This is a genomic window from Candidatus Steffania adelgidicola (genome assembly GCF_020541225.1).
GTDB classification, from domain to species: Bacteria; Pseudomonadota; Gammaproteobacteria; order Enterobacterales; family Enterobacteriaceae; genus Steffania; species Steffania adelgidicola.
On record NZ_CP045889.1, the window covers coordinates 527,033 to 546,459 of the forward strand.

Annotated in this window: 15 protein-coding genes; 13 read left to right on the forward strand and 2 right to left on the reverse strand. The window is 38.6% G+C overall.

From position 1 onward, the window contains the following. The first annotated feature begins 29 nt into the window (after positions 1–29). The 4 genes from rpsD to GFK82_RS01470 all read left to right on the forward strand — a co-directional run bounded on the left by rpsD (position 30) and on the right by GFK82_RS01470 (position 4,185). Positions 30–650, forward strand: coding sequence for a 30S ribosomal protein S4 (gene rpsD / locus GFK82_RS01455; RefSeq protein WP_226811155.1), 621 nt, complete (start codon positions 30–32; stop codon positions 648–650). Between the two features lie 7 nt (positions 651–657). After that, the gene (locus GFK82_RS01460; RefSeq protein ID WP_226811156.1) at positions 658–1,647 is read left to right on the forward strand and encodes a DNA-directed RNA polymerase subunit alpha; all 990 of its coding nucleotides are present in this window, start codon (positions 658–660) and stop codon (positions 1,645–1,647) included. Between the two features lie 40 nt (positions 1,648–1,687). After that, entirely contained in the window at positions 1,688–2,083 is a 396-nt protein-coding gene (gene rplQ, locus GFK82_RS01465; RefSeq protein WP_226811157.1) for a 50S ribosomal protein L17, read from the forward strand. A gap of 869 nt (positions 2,084–2,952) precedes the next feature. Next, entirely contained in the window at positions 2,953–4,185 is a 1,233-nt protein-coding gene (locus tag GFK82_RS01470) for an MFS transporter (protein ID WP_226811158.1), read from the forward strand. A gap of 553 nt (positions 4,186–4,738) precedes the next feature. Here the strand turns inward: GFK82_RS01470 and cspE are convergent. Further along, the gene (gene cspE / locus GFK82_RS01475) at positions 4,739–4,948 is read right to left on the reverse strand and encodes a transcription antiterminator/RNA stability regulator CspE (protein WP_226811159.1); all 210 of its coding nucleotides are present in this window, start codon (positions 4,946–4,948) and stop codon (positions 4,739–4,741) included. Between the two features lie 387 nt (positions 4,949–5,335). Here cspE and trxB point away from each other — a divergent pair, with 387 nt between their 5' ends. Together trxB and smrB are read left to right on the forward strand one after the other, a co-directional pair. After that, positions 5,336–6,343 carry a thioredoxin-disulfide reductase gene (trxB, locus tag GFK82_RS01480; protein WP_226811258.1) on the forward strand — a complete coding sequence of 336 codons (1,008 nt, stop codon included), beginning with the start codon at positions 5,336–5,338 and terminating at the stop codon, positions 6,341–6,343. Between the two features lie 353 nt (positions 6,344–6,696). Next, positions 6,697–7,227: an endonuclease SmrB gene (gene smrB / locus GFK82_RS01485; RefSeq protein ID WP_226811160.1), complete on the forward strand. Its 531-nt coding sequence runs from the start codon at positions 6,697–6,699 to the stop codon at positions 7,225–7,227. A gap of 103 nt (positions 7,228–7,330) precedes the next feature. On the opposite strand, the gene sixA is transcribed toward smrB, so the two are convergent. Next, on the reverse strand, positions 7,331–7,822 hold the full coding sequence (gene sixA, locus GFK82_RS01490) for a phosphohistidine phosphatase SixA (RefSeq protein ID WP_226811161.1): 492 nt from the start codon (positions 7,820–7,822) through the stop codon (positions 7,331–7,333). A 2,641-nt stretch (positions 7,823–10,463) separates the two neighbouring features. Between sixA and dacA the strand changes: the two genes are divergently transcribed. The 7 genes from dacA to ftsH all read left to right on the forward strand — a co-directional run bounded on the left by dacA (position 10,464) and on the right by ftsH (position 18,985). Next, complete coding sequence (gene dacA, locus GFK82_RS01495) at positions 10,464–11,675, forward strand: D-alanyl-D-alanine carboxypeptidase DacA (RefSeq protein ID WP_226811162.1); 1,212 nt, start codon at positions 10,464–10,466, stop codon at positions 11,673–11,675. 135 nt (positions 11,676–11,810) lie between these two features. Then, positions 11,811–12,074, forward strand: a complete 264-nt coding sequence (gene ybeD, locus GFK82_RS01500) for a DUF493 family protein YbeD (protein WP_226811163.1) — start codon at positions 11,811–11,813, stop codon at positions 12,072–12,074. A gap of 14 nt (positions 12,075–12,088) precedes the next feature. Further along, the gene (lipB, locus tag GFK82_RS01505; RefSeq protein WP_226811164.1) at positions 12,089–12,748 is read left to right on the forward strand and encodes a lipoyl(octanoyl) transferase LipB; all 660 of its coding nucleotides are present in this window, start codon (positions 12,089–12,091) and stop codon (positions 12,746–12,748) included. A gap of 206 nt (positions 12,749–12,954) precedes the next feature. After that, a complete protein-coding gene (lipA, locus tag GFK82_RS01510) occupies positions 12,955–13,890 on the forward strand; it encodes a lipoyl synthase (RefSeq protein ID WP_226811165.1) in 936 nt (311 codons plus the stop codon). A gap of 1,057 nt (positions 13,891–14,947) precedes the next feature. Next, positions 14,948–15,424, forward strand: coding sequence for a transcription elongation factor GreA (gene greA / locus GFK82_RS01515; protein WP_226811166.1), 477 nt, complete (start codon positions 14,948–14,950; stop codon positions 15,422–15,424). A gap of 945 nt (positions 15,425–16,369) precedes the next feature. Continuing rightward, positions 16,370–16,999 carry a 23S rRNA (uridine(2552)-2'-O)-methyltransferase RlmE gene (gene rlmE / locus GFK82_RS01520; RefSeq protein WP_226811167.1) on the forward strand — a complete coding sequence of 210 codons (630 nt, stop codon included), beginning with the start codon at positions 16,370–16,372 and terminating at the stop codon, positions 16,997–16,999. Between the two features lie 45 nt (positions 17,000–17,044). Further along, a complete protein-coding gene (gene ftsH, locus GFK82_RS01525) occupies positions 17,045–18,985 on the forward strand; it encodes an ATP-dependent zinc metalloprotease FtsH (RefSeq protein ID WP_226811168.1) in 1,941 nt (646 codons plus the stop codon). The last annotated feature ends 442 nt before the right edge of the window (positions 18,986–19,427 follow it).

Sequence of the window (19,427 nt, forward strand, 5' to 3'; positions counted from 1 at the left end):
GCCGTTTTTAGGTTAGTTGGAGAAAGAAAATGGCAAGATATTTGGGTCCTAAGCTCAAGCTAAGCCGTCGTGAGGGAACAGATTTATTCTTGAAATCTGGCGTTCGCGCAATTGATTCCAAGTGTAAACTTGAGCACGCACCCGGTCAGCATGGTGCGCGTAAACCTCGTCTGTCTGACTACGGCGTCCAGTTGCGTGAAAAACAAAAAGTTCGCCGTATTTATGGTGTTTTAGAGCGTCAATTTCGAAACTATTATAAAGAAGCAGCTCGCTTTAAAGGCAATACTGGTGAGAACCTATTGCAATTGCTAGAAGGGCGTCTTGATAACGTCGTGTACCGTATGGGTTTTGGTGCTACCCGCGCTGAATCGCGGCAATTAGTCAGCCATAAGGCGATCGTGGTAAATGGTCGTGTGGTTAATATCGCTTCTTATCAAGTGACTCCGAATGACATTGTCAGCATCCGTGGGAAAGCGAAAAAACAATTACGTATTCGCGCCTCATTGGAGCTGGCTGAGCAGCGAGAAAAGCCAACTTGGCTTGAGGTTAATGTCGCCAAGATGGAAGGAGTGTTCAAACGTATTCCAGAGCGCACTGATTTATCTGCGGACATTAATGAACACCTGATCGTCGAGCTTTACTCTAAGTGAGGACATAATGCAGGGTTCTGTGACAGAGTTTCTAAAACCGCGCCTGGTAGATATTGAGCAAATTAGTTCAACGCATGCGAAGGTAACCCTTGAACCTTTAGAGCGTGGATTTGGTCATACTCTAGGTAATGCACTTCGCCGTATTTTGCTTTCATCGATGCCGGGGTGCGCGGTAACCGAGGTTGAAATTGATGGTGTACTGCATGAGTACAGCACAAAAGAAGGCGTACAGGAAGATATCCTGGAGATTCTTCTTAACCTCAAAGGGTTGGCCGTGAGAATGCAAACAAAAGATAACCTTATCTTAACCCTAAATAAATCGGGTATTGGCCCTATCATAGCCGCTGATATCAATCAACATGGGGATGTTGAAATTATCAATCCGCAGCATGTTCTGTGCCATCTTACTGATAAACATGCATCTATAAATATGAGTATTAAGGTTCAGCGTGGACGTGGTTATGTTCCAGCTTCTGCTCGAATTCATGCAGAAGAAGATGAGCGACCTATTGGTCGTTTACTGATAGATGCGTGCTATAGTCCAGTAGAACGTATTGCTTATAATGTAGAAGCGGCACGTGTTGAGCAGAGAACCGATCTGGATAAGCTAGTGATTGAAATAGAAACTAACGGCACGATCGATCCTGAAGAACTGATCCGACGCGCAGCAACTATTATGGCTGAACAACTGGAAGCTTTCGTTGATTTGCGTGATGTACGTCAGCCAGAAGTAAAAGAAGAGAAACCAGAGTTTGATCCGATTCTGCTGCGTCCCGTTGACGATCTAGAATTGACCGTTCGCTCTGCTAACTGCCTTAAAGCAGAAGCGATTCATTACATAGGTGATCTGGTTCAGCGAACCGAGGTTGAGCTTTTAAAAACTCCTAATCTTGGAAAAAAATCTCTTACTGAGATTAAAGATGTTTTGGCTTCTCGTGGGCTATCTCTTGGTATACGACTTGAGAATTGGCCCCCGGAAAGTATCGCTGATGAATAACCGGATTATAGTTTAAGGTTTTACTGAGAAGGATAAGGTTATGCGCCATCGTAAGAGTGGTCGTCAACTAAACCGTAATAGTAGTCATCGAAAGGCTATGTTCTGTAATATGGCCAATTCTTTAATTCGTCATGGACGCATCAAGACAACCCTGCCGAAAGCAAAAGAACTACGCCGTGTTGTCGAACCGCTAATTACACTGTCCAAGATAGATACTGTTGCAAATCGTCGTTTAGCATTCGCTAAAACTCGTGATAACGAGATCGTGGCAAAACTGTTTAATGATTTAGGCCTATGTTTTAAAGTTCGTTGCGGTGGTTATACTCGTATTTTAAAGTATGGCTTCCGTCAAGGCGACAAGGCGCCAATGGCATATATTGAATTGGTTGATCAAGTTAAATTAAAACCTTCAGTAGTTGAAGTACTAGAAAAGTGAAATAATCTTGATTGCCCCGATTTTTATGTCTCGAAGTAAGTTAACCATAAACTCCTATGGTTTATTCTTTTAGATTTTATAAAACAATTTGTTGCGAACAAGATAAGAAATCTTATTTGATACTATCAATGTGAAGTGGAGGTGCATGTAAAAAATATTTTTATATATAATATATAAAAGATAACATCATCGCCTGATGATAGTGTATTTTTATGTCTCATCTCAGTATTTCATAAAAATCATGCAATTTTAATGAATAATTCCATAAAGCATTATCGATGTTCAGTATCTAGTCAGGTATTATAGGTGCGTTCTTCCTATAATAGAAAGAATACATAAATTTAAAAATAGCTAAAATTAACTGAAAAATATCTTGAACATTTTCATATCTCAATTAATTTTTACCTATGCGATATATTATCACTTCTTGAGTCCGTGTCGTATATGTTGGAGTATATCTGAATATTAGCGTTCTATGCTGACGCAATCCTGCTTCACATTATAGTTGGATATATGACATCAGGGATTTTATGTCTACTCTAGACGCAGTAATACGAGTTAAGTCACGTGGCTATATTTTCACTGAGAACAGTAAAGTTACAACATTATCGCATGAGCACGTTTGCAAAATATATTGACGTAAACGTCAATGCTTAAATTGCCATTTTTGACGCTATGTTATTTAGATCTCCCGATCTATCATTGATAACCAATTGATGTATAGACAGATATTTAAATGATATCTGTACAATCAATACACCTTGACTTTTATACTGAGTGTAACTGAATTACACTTAATCCGTTATTGACTATCGGATTCACGCTCAAGTAGGGCAATACATCTATTATATTTTAATAAGATTACATTTATGCATATATCATCTTTGTCAAACCCTAACCGTATACTTTTTCCATTAAGCTTGGTGTTATTTGAGTTCTCTGTATATATCGCTAACGATATGATACAACCAGCCATGCTGAAAGTTGTAGAAAATTTTAATGCGGGAATTGAATGGGTGCCTACTTCTCTTACCGCTTATTTAGCTGGTGGAGTGTTCTTACAATGGTTGTTTGGCCCTTTATCAGATAGGCGTGGACGACGTCCTGTTATGCTTGTAGGTGTGCTGTTTTTTGTTGTTAGCTGTGTTTCTATTCTTCTTGTTTCAAGCATCGAACAGTTTATTGTTATGCGATTTATGCAAGGTATGGGGTTATGTTTTATTGGTGCGGTGGGTTATGCGGCGATTCAAGAGGTATTTGAGGAAACGCTGTGTGTGAAAATAATTTCGCTAATGGCAAATGTTGCTTTAATAGCGCCCCTACTAGGGCCATTGGCAGGCGCTGCATTGATTAATATTTTGCCTTGGCAAGGCATGTTTATTATTTTTGCTATTCTAGCTTTGATTTCGTTTTTCGGTTTGTTTTTCTTTATGCCGGAAACGGTAGCGCTAAAAGGAGAAATCTTATCTTTTTCCCGTTTATGGTTCGATTATAAACAAGTCTTACAAAATCCAGATTTTGTCTGTGGAACACTGGCAATAGGCGTGGCAAACGTACCATTATTAGCCTGGATTGCAATTTCTCCCGTTATACTTATGAGTAGCAAACAACTTTCAATTCTTACCTATGCTATATTACAAATACCCGTCTTTGGAGGATTAATTGCAGGCAATCTCACGTTAAGTCATCTAACTGGAAAAATTACTTTAACTCAGTTGATAAAGTTCGGCGCTAAGCCCATGGTTGTAGGTTTGTTAACTACGGTTGTTTCAGTATTTTACTCATCAAGCTCTTACTTATGGATAACGGCAGGTTTAAGCTTGTATTCATTTGGTCTTGGTACAACTAATGCTTGTTTAACGCGCTTAACATTGTTCTCTAGTGACGTTAGTAAAGGAACTGTATCTGCTGCTATGGGTATCATTAGTATGTTAGTCTTCATGTTAGGCATTGAGCTTTCTAAGATTTTTTATCTATGGGGACAAGAAGATGCTTTTAGTATATTTAATCTATGTGGTGGTTTGTGCTGGTTAATTTTAATCACTATTTTTCTTCATAAGTTGTCACGAAAAGAAGCGGTTTCTGAAATTAAGCAGTCTTAATGTAGACTCCAGCACTGTTTTATCTTCATAATACTTATTATGTAATCTATAATACTATAGACAACAAACATATTTTTATTGGGTTATAATCTTACACGTGACCATGGAACACAATAATAGCAATGGAGATTTCTCCAGACCCTTTTATGTTGATTAAAGGATAGAGAAAGTTTTGGTTTCATACCAAACGAAATACATATCACTGTTTATTTCTACAAGCTATAAAATGAGTATGCAAGTTATTAGGTTCAATACTTTGAGTTGTAACTTATTTATTATTAACTTAAAATTTATCCGGGGATAAATATCACGCCTGTTATAAATAGACGACAATTGGGAGTATAAAACTGGATGTGAACTCAAAACTTATCTGAATCGCGTCTTATCTATCTAATAGATAACGGTCTTATCATAGCTGCGGATTATGGATATCATTACCGTCGAGTAAATCACATGTTCTGAATGTGATTTGTATAAGAAAAAAATCAACTCGTCTTATTAGTGAATTAAAAAAAAACCCGCACTACGTCGGGTTTTTTAGAAAACGAGCGAATTAAATAGCAGTAACGTCAGCAGCCGAAGGGCCTTTGGCGCCATTAGTGATCTCAAACTCTACGCGCTGACCTTCAGATAGGGTTTTAAACCCGTTGCTCTGGATAGCCGAGAAGTGTACAAACACATCCTTACTGCCATCTTCAGGAGTAATAAAACCAAATCCTTTGGATTCATTAAACCACTTAACGTTACCTTTAATCTTAGACATCAAACTTACCTTTAAATAAATGATGGATACACACTCTGTGTCGCCGATTAGTACAGCAATTAGTTGGCTTTTTGTCCAGCATTAGATCAGTAATTTGTGATATTTTTTTAAAAAAACTCATATATGCTTATAGGTAACTTGATTTTGATCATGTTAGTACGAAGAAGAAAACATCTGTATAGGTAAAACACTGTTTTTTTTCTTTGATTTTTCTTCTCGTTATTAACTCACCATTGAGTTTTTCATCCCTTTAAGAGAAAAAATATTTGTTAAAATATACAATAATGTGCTGAGAACGATTCTCAATTAGATGTAATAATAATTAAATGTTTTATTGTCTATCTTTCACTCAAGTGACTTTATTGCAATCCTTAAATGATGGAGGTGATAACAATGGTAAAACACAGTAAACTACTTATATTAGGTTCAGGACCGGCGGGCTACACTGCTTCAATATATGCTGCACGCGCGAATCTAAATCCGGTTTTGATTACTGGAATGGAGCAAGGCGGACAGCTAACAACGACCACTGAAGTAGAAAATTGGCCAGGTGATTCTACAGGGCTCACGGGATCTATCCTGATGAAACGTATGTTAGCCCATGCTACTAAATTTAATACAGAAATTATTTTTGACTATATTACTCAGGTCAATCTGCAGAATCGTCCATTTTACCTTATCGGCGAGTGCGGTGAATATACCTGTGATGCGCTTATCATCGCTACCGGTGCTTCAGCACGTTATCTCGGTCTTCCCTCAGAGGAGTTTTATAAAGGGAGAGGTGTTTCTGCCTGCGCTACTTGTGATGGTTTTTTTTATCGCAATCAGAAAGTGGCAGTAATTGGTGGGGGAAATACAGCGATAGTAGAAGCTTTATATCTAGCCAACATTGCAGACGAAGTGCATTTAATCCATCGCCGCGATCGTTTCCGTTCAGAAAAGATGCTTTTCGATCGCCTGATGCATAAGGTCAACAATGGTAATATTATTTTACATATAAATCGCACGCTAGAAGAGGTGTTAGGTAATAAGATGGGGGTGACTGGTATTCGTTTGAAGGCAGTAGTTGATGGTGCCTATGAAGATCTAGCGGTCGGCGGGGTATTTATTGCTATTGGCTATACTCCTAATACCGCTCTCTTTGCCTCTCAGTTAGCTTTAGTAAATGGTTACCTACGTGTACAGTCAGGTATTAAAGGTAATGCAACTGCTACCTCGATTTCGGGTGTCTTCGCAGCTGGTGATGTGATGGATGGAAACTACCGACAGGCGATTACCTCAGCTGGTACAGGCTGTATGGCGGCGCTAGATGCTGAACGTTATCTTCATGAATTATTAATGCAGGCTAGCTCTATTAGACATGAAACACTTGGTTGTAAAGACTCTGGTGTTTAATTCCGCATTTTATTGCTACCATACCGGTAAGCAAGATAACTTTTATGTTGTCTGTAGACTGTTTTTCTAAACAACTAAATTTTGCATCAGACGATACAGACTTGAAAAGTCTCTGAGGCATAATAGATATCTTTTCGTTTTTTTTCTTATGCCTATTAGCAGGACTTTTTTCAAAAAATATTTTCTCCGTTCTCAGTTTGACAGTTTTATCATGTAGCGTTAATGTGCTGTTTTACTCTGATAAACAAAGAAGTAGTTAGAATATTAACAACAAGAAAATACTGTATTTTGGTTTTACCGACAAGAAAAGAGTAAACTTATAAAAAACTTTGAAAAGAATAGACTAATAAATCATGAAGAAACCATTTACCTTAGCGGAGGGTGACCTGAGGTTGTTCAGGCAGTCAGTATTGACTGTTAAACCCATGCTACAAGACCGGGTTTGCCTGACACCGATAAAACGTATAAAAACTACTCTGCCTTCTAGGCACTTTTTCCTTGAAAAATCAGAGACCACCTTCTATTTTTCTGATGACTTCCAGCCGTGTCTCCAGAAAGCTGGGCCGCCTCACTATGTTCGAACGGACGTGAATCCTTATGAGGTGAAAAAGCTACGGCGCGGTGATTACACGCCAGAGCTGTTTTTAGATCTACATGGACTTACGCAAACTGAAGCAAAACAGGAGTTAGGTGCATTACTGGTTACTTGTCGACGAAAGTATATATATTGTACTTGTGTTATCCATGGACACGGAAGACATATATTAAAGCAGAGGACGCCTCTATGGTTAGCACAGCACCCTCATGTCAAGGGGTTTCATCAAGCCCCTAAAGCATTTGGAGGCAGCGCTGCATTGTTAATTCTATTAGAGCTGGCGTCTTAAACGATTTTTTAATAAAATCGTTCTCTTACAATAGAGAGAGAATATACAATTGTTCATTTAAGTGCTCCTGAATTCAGGAGAAAATATAGTTCAGAGTGTTTTCCTAGTATTCTCCTAGTTTTCTCAGAAGCTGACTGGGAGCAACTGTCCAACATAATTTTCCGTTACCATTCATGACATCGAGATCAACCCTAGTAATGGTGGAGGTATTAAATATTGGGGCCTGCTCTCCAGAGCATAAGTCTTGCACTAAGTGTGCTACCAATGGCAAATGGGAAATCAGTAGTACCTGGTTCACCCCCTGATTTGCTAGGGTCCATAAGTAGCAGGATACTATCTTGCAATTTCCGTTGGGTGTTAGTTCTATAAGCACTTCATGGTCGTTAGGCAACGTGAGGTAGGCTTGGACAATATGCAGTGTTTGCTTGGTTCTTAGATAGGGACTGACCAACACCCGTTCAATGTTCGCGCTTTGAGTATGGAGCCAGCGTGCCATCTTTCTTGATTCATTTCGACCTATATTGCTTAGGGGTCGAACTATATCGTCAGAGTTTTTAGAAACAGCATGGCCATGACGCATAATTAAAACCTGCATAATGCACCATTTTTTTGAGGGGGGGGCAATGCCTCCCAGCTTGAAGGGGATTCTCTCGTCATGTAAAGATATATGGGTTTTGTTACGCTCTAGGTACCTTGACAGTATAAAAAATCGCGTTAGATGAAAATTCAATCTTACTTCAAAATTTTTTTACATCAACTTTATCCAACAAGTCTATATAGTGATAGGGACTATTATCCCTATAAATGAATGTGGAAGCACAAAGAAACTTTGCTATATTTCGCAATGATTCTACTGTAGGTGCGTGATAAACATACTTTCCACAATATAACATACTATTTTCTATACGTTACGGGTTTATGATCAAGGTTAGATAATGAATATTTTAAAGTGGCTAGGGACAAATAAAAAACTCTTTTTTATAAGAAGAGTGTTCCCCGATTGTTGGGGAATGATATGTATCACGTATATTAGACATTAATCTACTGATTTTTATTAGTATGGCAAGTATTAATTCTACTTCTCGGCATTGATAACTGCTGGGTTAATGTGGGTCTTGCACTATTATTAATGAGTATGCCACTTTTAAAAAAAAGAAGATTATTGTTAATAGTATAATTTGCTGAATGAGAAATTATATGAATTGATTTAGGTAAAATCTAGCCGGTGCTAGTCATAAAAATAGGCGTAATTATATGCTTTTTCGACGAAAGTTATAGAAATATACCATTAAATCTATAAAGACCACTTTACGAAGATTGATATAGACCCGTTGTTATCTATAAAAACGCTAGCATATTCCTAACAAATGACTAACAACTCCTGATCAGCAGTTGGTGTCCCTCTATTCAAGGAATGCGTTCTATTAAAACTCTGCGCGATTCTCGGTTTCGTGTGGTATCAAGATCCCATGGCTGATGAAAAATATTAATCTACTAGACATAGCGCATATACTCTGATACTCTCTCCAAGAGAGAGTAAAACCCTAAGAGTCCTGCAGTTGAGTTCGACTAGTGTCTAGATATAGCAATATTTCTTTTCCCACTTTATTCCATCAGAGCTGCAACGCATTATCGCCCCAAGACTACACTTATATTTTCTGGTGTTAATAATGATGGAGCGGGCTACGTCAGGGACGTTAATAGAAAACACACTGAGGAAGTACAAACTCATTATAAAACTCTATGCTACATTTCGTTCTACTTAGAATAGATATTCTTACTTAATCTTATCGCCCCGTTGAAAATCTTTACTAAATAGCACAGTCGTTCTTTCATCCTACGAGTTCGTAGACTGTCATCATAAGAACTATATTATATTCGATACGTTTTAGAATAGAAAAGCTAAAAGATTCATGGTATGAATACCCTTAACAAGTTAATAAGAAGAACAGCAAGCAACTTAACGTTAGACTGTTAATAATGCTTTGTCTATTTTTGATAAAAAAATAAAGTCTTTTCTATCTGTATATTCGGTTATGATGATGAAGTATAAATTAATAGCTATATTTTAAAAAATATCATTTTGAATGACTTATCACTAAATTTTTATACACAAAGCATCATATTTCTGTTATTCAGTGACTGTATATTTTCTTGATTTTAATAAAAGTCTATAAATTCCTTGCCATTATCTCTTAGCGATTCTAAAAGAATCGGGTTTGTTACGTGTTTAATAATGAAAAAGAAAGGTCTTATATTATCCATGGTGTTTTTGTAGAGACAGATACGGACCTATCGAGTGTAGAAAACCATGCTGACAACAAGTCAGCTTTCTAGAGTTTTATTTATCATTTTTAGAAGAAATATTAGATTCTCATTCTGGTAATATTCCTCTTCGGTGTTACTGGTATTTTTTATTGAGCAAAAATTGAATTCTATTTATACGCACATCGACTTGATGATTTATTTAAGAGACAAAGTTTTGCAGGATTTATGCATAACCGTCAGTAAAGTATCGAAAAAAGGAAGAAAAATATTGTGGTAGAGAAATACCAAACGTTCTTAAACAGATGAAGTGTTAATACACAGAGCCTGTAATTCTACGCTAAAGTGTATGCGGAATTATAATTAGCCTGAGTAGTGCTTTAATATTACAAGTGATCATTATCTAGTTCTTCAGACGAATCAAAATAATATTTTTCTTACGTGTCTCTCTAATTACTTTTATCCCTAAAAAGATAAGTGATGACTTGTTATGTAATCATTAAAGAGGAAAAGATAATACATGAACCTAAATCCATATAATAATTTATACAAAAAATTCCTCGATCTATATCTAATTATACGCCAATGTAAACAAGCAAATCATAAAAAAATCTCAACATGCGATGTTTATGTTTAACACAGAAATGCTATTATCATACTACATGACTAAATTAATACTACCTTTCTGAGCTATATAAAATTAATTGGTTTTGTTATAACTAATGTAGTTACTATACCAGATAATATCTGGTATAAAATCTTGAGTGCATCGAATGAAGTATTGTGTTAACCATCCCCTTCCTCTCGGAAGTCGCCGGCCATTGCTTCATCAGGTATTGAATTGTATCCAATCCCCGATTTTATATTGGTAAAGCGAATCAATTAAGGTTCGTGGTATTAGACAGCGCTACTATTGACATCTACTACGATGTAGTATAATGGAAAAAGAACTTTGTGGATCATTTTTTAAGATGAAAAATATAATTACACCTCGCTTATTACGGCGCTTAACTTTAAGTAGTATATGGGTAATAGGCATTGTTGGTGGAAGTTGTGCCGCTAATTTAAGTTTAACGATCATGATTCCGCACATACCGAAAATCGATGCTGAATCCTATATCCTCATTGATTACAATTCTGGTAAAGTTCTAGCGGAAAAGAACGCTGACGTCCGACGTGATCCAGCTAGTCTAACAAAAATGATGACCAGCTATGTAATTAGTAAAGCGATCCAAGAGGGAAAAATTAAATTAAATGATTTGGTTACAATAAATAAAGATGCTTGGGCAACTGGTAATCCGATATTCCAAGGATCCTCGCTCATGTTTCTGAAGCCAGGCGACCGAGTACCGGTATCATTGCTTAATCGCGGCATTATTTTAGAGTCTGGAAATGATGCTTGTGTAGCAATGGCAGATTACATCGCGGGTAGCCAGGATGTCTTCGTGGAAATGATGAATCATTATGTCAATGTACTAGGGTTAAAAAACACCCATTTTTCAACTGTTCACGGTCTGGATTCGCCAGAACAGTTTACCTCTGCTCGGGATATGGCAATGATCGGCCAAGCGCTGATTCGTGATATTCCCCAAGAATACTCCACGTATAAAGAAAAAGAATTCACTTTTAATAATATTCGCCAAATGAATCGTAATGGCTTGCTATGGGATAAGGATCTGAATGTAGATGGAATAAAAACTGGTCATACCAAATCTGCTGGATATAATCTGGTGGTGTCGGCGACAGAAGGGCCGATGCGTTTAATCTCTGTGATACTCGGTGGACATTCAATACAAGGTCGAGAAAATGAAAGTAGAAAACTGTTGATTTGGGGTTTTCGTTTCTTTGAAACAGTAATGCCTCTAAAAGCGGATAAGAAGTTTACTACCGCGAGAGTATGGTTTGGAGATACTGATAATGTGACATTGGGCGTAGATAATGATGCCTATCTAACTATCCCAAGAGGTCGGATAAAGGATTTAAAGTTAACATATGTATTGAATGATCATGAATTATATGCACCTCTGGATAAATATCAGAGTCTCGGTGTGATTACTGTTCAGTTAGATGATGAGATTATCGAACAACGACAGCTTATTGTGCTCAACGAAGTAAAAAAAGGCAATCTCTTGAAACGCGTAGTAGATTATTTTAAATTAATTTTTAACCATTATTTTAATTAAGTTCTTGCTACTATAGTCAGCAAGAATATCTGGACTCTTATAATACTTCTCTCTTATTTCCCCTTCTGCTATATAACATCATTGGTTATATTCCGTATTTTCGGTGTATATATACGTCGATTATTAAGAGTTATTATGAAAACTAAATTAAATGAATTTCTTAAATTTCCGTGCTTATTTACTTATAAAGTTGTAGGTATGGCACAGCCAACATTACTGGCTCAAGTGCGCGAAGTTCTATGGCGTCACGCTCCTGGTAATTATTCGTCCAAGGTTACACCCAGCAGAAGAGAGAAGTACCATTCCATTTCTATTACTATTATCGCAACTCACATTGAGCAGATAGAAATGCTATATGAAGAGCTGGGTAAGATAGATATCGTTCGTATAGTACTCTAAGTTAGAGGATAATCATGTCAGATAGATTGGTAATCCGACAGCTTGGTCTCCAGCCCTATGAAAGGGTGTTGTTAGCGATGCATCGATTTACGGATCATCGTAGCGTGGAAAGTGCTGATGAAATTTGGTTGGTAGAGCATCCATCAGTATTTACCCAGGGTCAAGCTGGTAAAGTTGAGCATTTATTGCAGCTGGGTGGTATCCCACTTATTCAAAGTGATCGAGGAGGTCAGGTAACCTTTCACGGTCCGGGACAACAGGTGATGTATGTCTTGCTGGATTTACGCCGTCGGAAACTAGGAGTACGATCTCTAGTCACTTTACTAGAACAAATGGTCCTAGCCACCTTAGCGAGATTCTCTATTGTCGGGTACACGCTTGTTTCTGCTCCTGGTGTCTACGTTGGTCTTAAGAAAATTTGCTCGCTTGGTTTACGTATCCGAAAAGGGTGTGTTTTCCATGGTCTTGCACTCAACGTGGCGATGGATTTATCGCCATTTTTGCGCATTAACCCTTGTGGGCATGCTGGTCTTTGTATGACGCAGGTAAGTGATCTAGTCTCGGGAACCAGCGTTGACGACGTTCTACCAATACTACTCGCGGAATGTATATGGCGCCTACCTGTCTTTTCTGGTGAAATTCAAGGTTGGGATCCTGTGGCATATGATGATTAAGACTTTGTAGCATATTTATAGAATACCTATTGCCATATAAAATAGGTTGTATATTGATTGATGGTGAATAATTTGTTATAGTTTTTAAAAACTACATAATTTTTGTTTAAAATTCACATCTCAGGGTGAAGGACTGACTTTTATTCTCTCAGTTTCGGGATTCGACCTCTATAATTATGAACAAATAAACAAAAACAGAGCGTAGTATGAAACATTGTAATAATGAAAAAATAACGTTAATTCCTGTAGAAAACCTTATGACGGAACGTCAAGAAATATTGCGTAAGCCTCCATGGATAAGAATTAAATTATACCAAAATACGATCCGTATTGATAACATCAAGGCTGCGATGCGTAAAAATGGTTTACACTCCGTATGTGAAGAAGCTTGCTGCCCGAATCTAGAAAAATGCTTTAACCAAGGCACAGCCACTTTTATGATTTTGGGTGCAATTTGTACTCGACGTTGCCCGTTCTGTAACATTTCTCACGGTCGTCCCATGGATCCGGATACTAATGAGCCAATACAATTGGCAAAAACCATTGCGGATATGGGTTTACAGTACGTTGTAGTGACCTCCGTGGATCGCGATGATCTACGCGATGGAGGTGCTCAACATTTTTCTACTTGTATTAGCGCGATACGCGCTAAAAATCCCGTTATTCGTATTGAGACGCTAGTGCCTGATTTCCGTGGCTGTATGGATTGGGCACTAGATATTATTAACGCAAATCCACCTGATGTGTTTAATCATAATTTAGAAAACGTACCTCGCCTATATCCCCAGGTTCGGCCCGGTGCCAACTACAATTGGTCACTCAAGCTACTGGAGCGTTTTAAAGCTTCCAATCCGAAAGTGCCGACAAAATCTGGTCTCATGGTGGGCCTAGGTGAAACTGATGATGAAATTATCGAAGTGATGCATGATCTTCGTCGTCATAGTGTAACGATGTTAACGCTAGGACAGTATCTTCAGCCTAGCCGAAATCACTTACCGGTTAAGCGCTATGTCACTCCGGAGAAATTTAATGAGATAAGACAAGAAGCGTTTGCCATGGGTTTTACCCATGCTGCCTGCGGGCCTTTCGTGCGCTCTTCCTACTACGCAGATCTTCAGTCCCAGGGTTTTGAAGTGAATTGATTTTTTATTAAAATCTAGCAATATAGAATGCTTTTTTGTTTATCGGAAATCATCTCGTTCAGGTGGTGATATTAAATCGGCTTGTATCTTTATATCAAGCTCTCGCGCGTTTTTTTGGCAATACGACATAAAGATGTTCATATAGCACCTATGAATCTTATTTGTGCATGGTTTTTTTTGAATCTGATAAGATAATATCTACTGATATTGCCTTATCTGTTACTATTATATTCAGTATGGGAATACTCATTCCTACTGGAATTTTATAAACGGATTTAGACAATGATTAAAAACTTACCTATCCCAAATTCATAGATCTTAGTCATAGGCCACTTCGGAGATAAATAGTCATGATACTGTATCAATTATAAAATATACCGCTTTAGCGCTATCTTACCATAGATATGGTTGGTAGTGAGTAGGCGAATGAGATTAAGAGTAGAATTCCGGTGTTTGTAGTGTAACACGAAGCCCCCCCCTGGAGAGGGGGGATGAAATATTACATCAGATTATTCAGTAGTTCGTCGAGATGTTAAGTATAGCCGATAGATTCTAAACGATCAGGATAAGAAGCCTGATACTGGGAATTTATTACTTTGGAGACTATCAAGACATCGAAAATATTTCTGGATTGAGCCTACATCGGTAGTTTGTCTTTAGCTACTAATAATCAATAACCTAGCGAGTAGTTATATGGTGTGGGTGTATCCATATCTAGATTACCTCCTAATAATTTACCTCGTGCTGTGAACCTTTGTTTTTTATACACGATTAGCTTTGTGTTTTGATGTATTCTATACAATTGGTATAACCACTTGATTTTTAGGTGTATAAAGATAGTGTATTCTCTTGGTACAGTTGAAACAGGAACTAAAGTAAACAATGAGCACACTAAAGTCTGCGGTAAAATACGCAGTGCTGTATAAAGCAAAGCGCTGTACTTAGGATATCATCTTGGGTAGGCTAGATTTTACACTGAGTAAGTGACGTATTTATAGAAATATCTTATCAGACCAGCGATAACTTTAGTAGAAAGAATTTATCTAGAGGTAGAATTATGCAACAGATTCCAATGACCCTACGCGGTGCTGAAAAACTACGGGAAGAGCTTGAATATCTTAAAAGTGTCCGTCGTCCTGAAATTATCCGTTCTATCGCAGAAGCTCGTGAACACGGCGATTTAAAAGAAAATTCTGAGTACCATTCTGCGAGAGAACAGCAGGGTTTCTGTGAAGGTCGTATCCAGGAAATCGAAACTAAATTATCTAATGCACAGGTAATCGACGTAACTAAGCTGACTCTGAGCACCCGGGTGATTTTCGGATCCACCGTGAGCGTTGAAAACTTAGATACAAAAGAGAAACAAACATATCGCATTGTAGGGGATGATGAAGCCAATTTTAAACAAAACTTGATTTCTGTTAATTCCCCTATCGCTAGAGGGTTGGTAGGTAAGGAAGAAGGAAACGTAGTTGTTATTAACACTCCTGGTGGAGAGGTGGAATACGAGATCCTAAAAGTTGCTTATCTGTAAGTTTTTCTGCAATTCAGCCAGTTTCTATCTATCTTTCCTCCGTTTTGAGCTGTTAATGCTTTTCTAAGCAAAACTAGCAGTTCGCGACTAGCTTTCCGGCAGATTTATAGAGTGACATCTTTTTATGAGACAAGATAATTGGAGTAAAGCTCGCGTATTTTTCTCCGGTTTTCAGAAAAGATGTCATATTTATAAAACCGTTATGGACGCGAAGTGACTCATATGGTCTTTAAAAAAGGTATCAACGATAAGATAGACGCTTTGTCTATAGTGTATATAGTAACAATGAGAGTTACTTAATTTAGCGATAGAGCAATATCCTGGTTTATGGCTGGCTGTATCTATAAAGAAATGAAATAGTGAAGAAATTTAATAATATACAGAAAAGATGACTTGAAATTAGTAATTTATTTTCTTTTTTTCCAGAAAATACACTACACCGATATATATAGCTCTACAATCCGGCACGATCTTAATTAAAGGTGTAGGAATAGATAGCACTTAAAAGATCAGTATGTTGCCTTGTATCGTGTTAATGTGAATTGATAAAAATCAAGTTGTTAATATCGTCTAGGTCTTATTCTGGATATCAGACATGTCAATTTTTTCTCATGACATGATATATATTTCATATAACTCTTCACCATCTTTAACAAATTTGAGTTGAGAGCTAAATGGGCAAGAGCGAAAATTAAAAAAACAGAACGCTTGTTTTTAATCGGTATGTTTTAATTAAAATGAAGTTAAATTTATCTATGATTAGAGCACTCTGAAGACTTTAAAATTAGCTACTCATTTATTAGTGGTAAGATTACTTTTTTAATAAAATCATTTTTACTGTAGTTAGGATTGAAAATTGGATCTTCTACCGCCATCTGATACGCATCATTAGATCAGGTTAATCTTTGCTTGCTGGACTCTTCTCAGGATAGTTGGAATATTTAGATGGTAACTAAAAAGCGGTCTGCAAGTTCTACCCGATGGCTACGAGAGCACTTCAACGATAAATATCTTCATCAGGCACAGAAACGAGGACTGCGTTCTCGTGCTTGGTTTAAACTTGATCAAATGCAGCAAAGCGACAATTTATTGCGTCTAGGGATGAACATAGTAGATCTGGGTGCTTCGCCTGGGGGATGGTCGCAATACGTCGTTAAGCACGTTGGTAAGAAAGGGAGCATCATAGCCTGTGATATTCTTCCTATGAAACCAATACTCGGTGTAGAATTTTTGCAGGGAGATTTTCGTGATCCACTAGTCTTGCAGGCGTTGCTTAAATGTATAGGCGCGAAGAAAGTACAGGTAGTACTGTCCGATATGGCGCCTAATATGAGCGGTACTCCGGCGGTCGATATCCCGAAGACCATGTATCTCGCAGAGCTAGCCCTGGACATATGTCGAGATGTTTTAGTATCGGGTGGGAGTTTTCTGGTGAAAGTGTTTCAGGGAGAGGCTTTTGATGAGTATCTACAGGAAATTCGATCCCTGTTCACAAAGGTCAAAATTCGTAAACCAGACGCTTCCCGAGCTCATTCTCGGGAAGTCTACATTGTGGCGACAGGGTGTAAATTATAGTCCCTACGCTAATTGTTAATACCGTTGTAATATGAGGCGAATTCCTTGAGTGACATGGCGAAGAACCTAATTCTCTGGTTAGTTATTGCAGTCGTGCTGATGTCAGTATTCCAGAGCTTTGGGCCCAGCGAGTCTAATACACATAAAGTGGATTATTCCACTTTTATGTCTGAACTAAATCAAGATCAGGTTAGAGAAGCCCATATTAATGGGCGTGAGATCACTGTTACTAAAAAAGACAGTAATCGCTACATTACCTATATTCCGGTTAACGACCCGAAACTCATTGATATTCTGTTAACTAAAAACATTAAGGTTGTAGGCGAGCCGGTCGCAGAACCTAGTCTACTAGCCTCGATCTTTATTTCTTGGTTTCCGATGCTATTATTAATCGGAGTATGGATTTTCTTTATGCGGCAAATGCAGGGTGCTGGCGGAAAAGGTGCAATGTCATTTGGAAAGAGTAAGGCGAGAATGCTGACAGAAGACCAGATTAAAACAACTTTTTCCGATGTTGCTGGTTGTGATGAAGCAAAAGAAGAAGTTAGTGAGCTAGTCGAGTATCTTCGTGAGCCAAGCCGTTTTCAAAAGCTGGGTGGAAAAATCCCCAAAGGGGCGTTGATGGTTGGTCCTCCGGGGACCGGTAAAACATTACTCGCTAAGGCCATTGCTGGAGAAGCTAAAGTCCCGTTTTTTAGTATTTCTGGTTCCGATTTTGTAGAAATGTTTGTTGGTGTAGGTGCTTCTCGTGTACGGGACATGTTCGAACAGGCAAAGAAATCGGCACCGTGTATTATCTTTATCGATGAAATCGACGCTGTTGGGCGGCAGCGGGGGGCAGGTCTTGGAGGGGGGCACGACGAACGTGAACAGACGCTCAATCAGATGCTCGTCGAAATGGACGGCTTTGAAGGGAATGAAGGGATTATCGTTATTGCTGCGACTAATAGACCGGATGTTCTGGATCCAGCATTACTGCGGCCTGGCCGTTTCGATCGCCAGGTAGTGGTCGCACTTCCCGATGTTAGGGGTCGTGAACAGATTTTAAAAGTGCATATGCGTCGTGTACCGTTAGCAAGTGATATGGATGCATCAGTGATTGCTCGTGGGACACCTGGTTTCTCTGGCGCTGATTTGGCGAACTTAGTAAATGAAGCGGCACTATTCGCAGCCAGAGGTACGAAACGTGTTGTGTCAATGACGGAATTTGAGAAAGCAAAAGACAAGATCATGATGGGGACAGAACGTCGTTCTATGGTAATGACGGAAGCGCAAAAAGAGTCTACTGCCTATCACGAAGCTGGTCACGCGATTATTGGTCGCTTGGTTCCTGATCATGATCCGGTGCATAAAGTAACGATCATTCCACGTGGGTGTGCTTTGGGGGTAACCTTCTTTTTACCAGAAGGAGATACCCTTAGCGCTAGCCGACAGAAGCTTGAAAGCCAAATTTCTACTTTGTATGGAGGGAGGCTGGCCGAGGAGATTATTTACACTCCCGCGAAGGTTTCCACTGGGGCGTCTAATGATATCAAGATAGCGACCTCCATCGCCCGTAATATGGTAACTCAGTGGGGATTCTCTGAGAAGTTAGGTCCGTTACTATATGCGGAGGAAGAGGGAGAAATATTCCTTGGTCGCTCAGTAGGGAAGGCAAAGCATATGTCAGATGAAACATCGCGCATAATTGATGAGGAAGTGAAATTGTTGATCGAAAGAAATTACATCCGTGCCCATAAGCTGCTAATGGAAAATATGGATATTCTACATGCCATGAAGAATGCACTGATGAAATATGAAACTATCGATGCACCACAGATCGACGATTTAATGGACCGTAAGTCCGTCCGCCCGCCAGCAGGTTGGGATGATACGATTTTTGGTAGTAGTATTGACGATGGGACACCACGAGAACCGATGCCAGTAGATGAGCCACGAGCCTCCAATTCTGGCAACGTCATATCAGAAGAATACCATAACCAATAATTTTTTTCTTCTCAGGTTTGTAGCGCAGACTCAGTATAGACGATGCTAAGATAAGAGAGGAGCATGTGCAGTTTTTATAGAATAAAGAAACTACCGTTTTGCAAGTTATTATTTAATAACATACGTAGAATCTTTCGGCTACCCGGGTATGGAGAATGTTAGTGATGAGGCGAAAATATAATATGTGGTGCTTGCCTTATCGGTCCTCTCTCTGCGTTTGGATGCCTTTATTTCGTTTGGTATATACCTTCCAGGCCTTACTGGTGAGATAAAGTGTAGCGGCCGGGGCTCATTTAATTCATGATATCCTTCGCTCAAGGAGCCAAGGTTGCTTATTTGCTGATAGAAAGAGTCAAGGCTCTATTTACCTGATGCATATATAGGAAGAACCCGGTGCCATGTGGAAGGCATCGCATCATGAAAATTTCTTGGAAGAAGATGT

What these genes read in the sequence shown, in the direction of transcription:
- rpsD (WP_226811155.1), top strand. Translation starts at nt 30, where the DNA reads ATGGCAAGATATTTGGGTCCTAAGCTCAAGCTAAGCCGTCGTGAGGGA.
- GFK82_RS01460 (WP_226811156.1), top strand. Translation starts at nt 658, where the DNA reads ATGCAGGGTTCTGTGACAGAGTTTCTAAAACCGCGCCTGGTAGATATT.
- rplQ (WP_226811157.1), top strand. Translation starts at nt 1,688, where the DNA reads ATGCGCCATCGTAAGAGTGGTCGTCAACTAAACCGTAATAGTAGTCAT.
- GFK82_RS01470 (WP_226811158.1), top strand. Translation starts at nt 2,953, where the DNA reads ATGCATATATCATCTTTGTCAAACCCTAACCGTATACTTTTTCCATTA.
- cspE (WP_226811159.1), bottom strand. Translation starts at nt 4,948, where the DNA reads ATGTCTAAGATTAAAGGTAACGTTAAGTGGTTTAATGAATCCAAAGGA.
- smrB (WP_226811160.1), top strand. Translation starts at nt 6,697, where the DNA reads ATGAAGAAACCATTTACCTTAGCGGAGGGTGACCTGAGGTTGTTCAGG.
- sixA (WP_226811161.1), bottom strand. Translation starts at nt 7,822, where the DNA reads ATGCAGGTTTTAATTATGCGTCATGGCCATGCTGTTTCTAAAAACTCT.
- dacA (WP_226811162.1), top strand. Translation starts at nt 10,464, where the DNA reads ATGAAAAATATAATTACACCTCGCTTATTACGGCGCTTAACTTTAAGT.
- ybeD (WP_226811163.1), top strand. Translation starts at nt 11,811, where the DNA reads ATGAAAACTAAATTAAATGAATTTCTTAAATTTCCGTGCTTATTTACT.
- lipB (WP_226811164.1), top strand. Translation starts at nt 12,089, where the DNA reads ATGTCAGATAGATTGGTAATCCGACAGCTTGGTCTCCAGCCCTATGAA.
- lipA (WP_226811165.1), top strand. Translation starts at nt 12,955, where the DNA reads ATGAAACATTGTAATAATGAAAAAATAACGTTAATTCCTGTAGAAAAC.
- greA (WP_226811166.1), top strand. Translation starts at nt 14,948, where the DNA reads ATGCAACAGATTCCAATGACCCTACGCGGTGCTGAAAAACTACGGGAA.
- rlmE (WP_226811167.1), top strand. Translation starts at nt 16,370, where the DNA reads ATGGTAACTAAAAAGCGGTCTGCAAGTTCTACCCGATGGCTACGAGAG.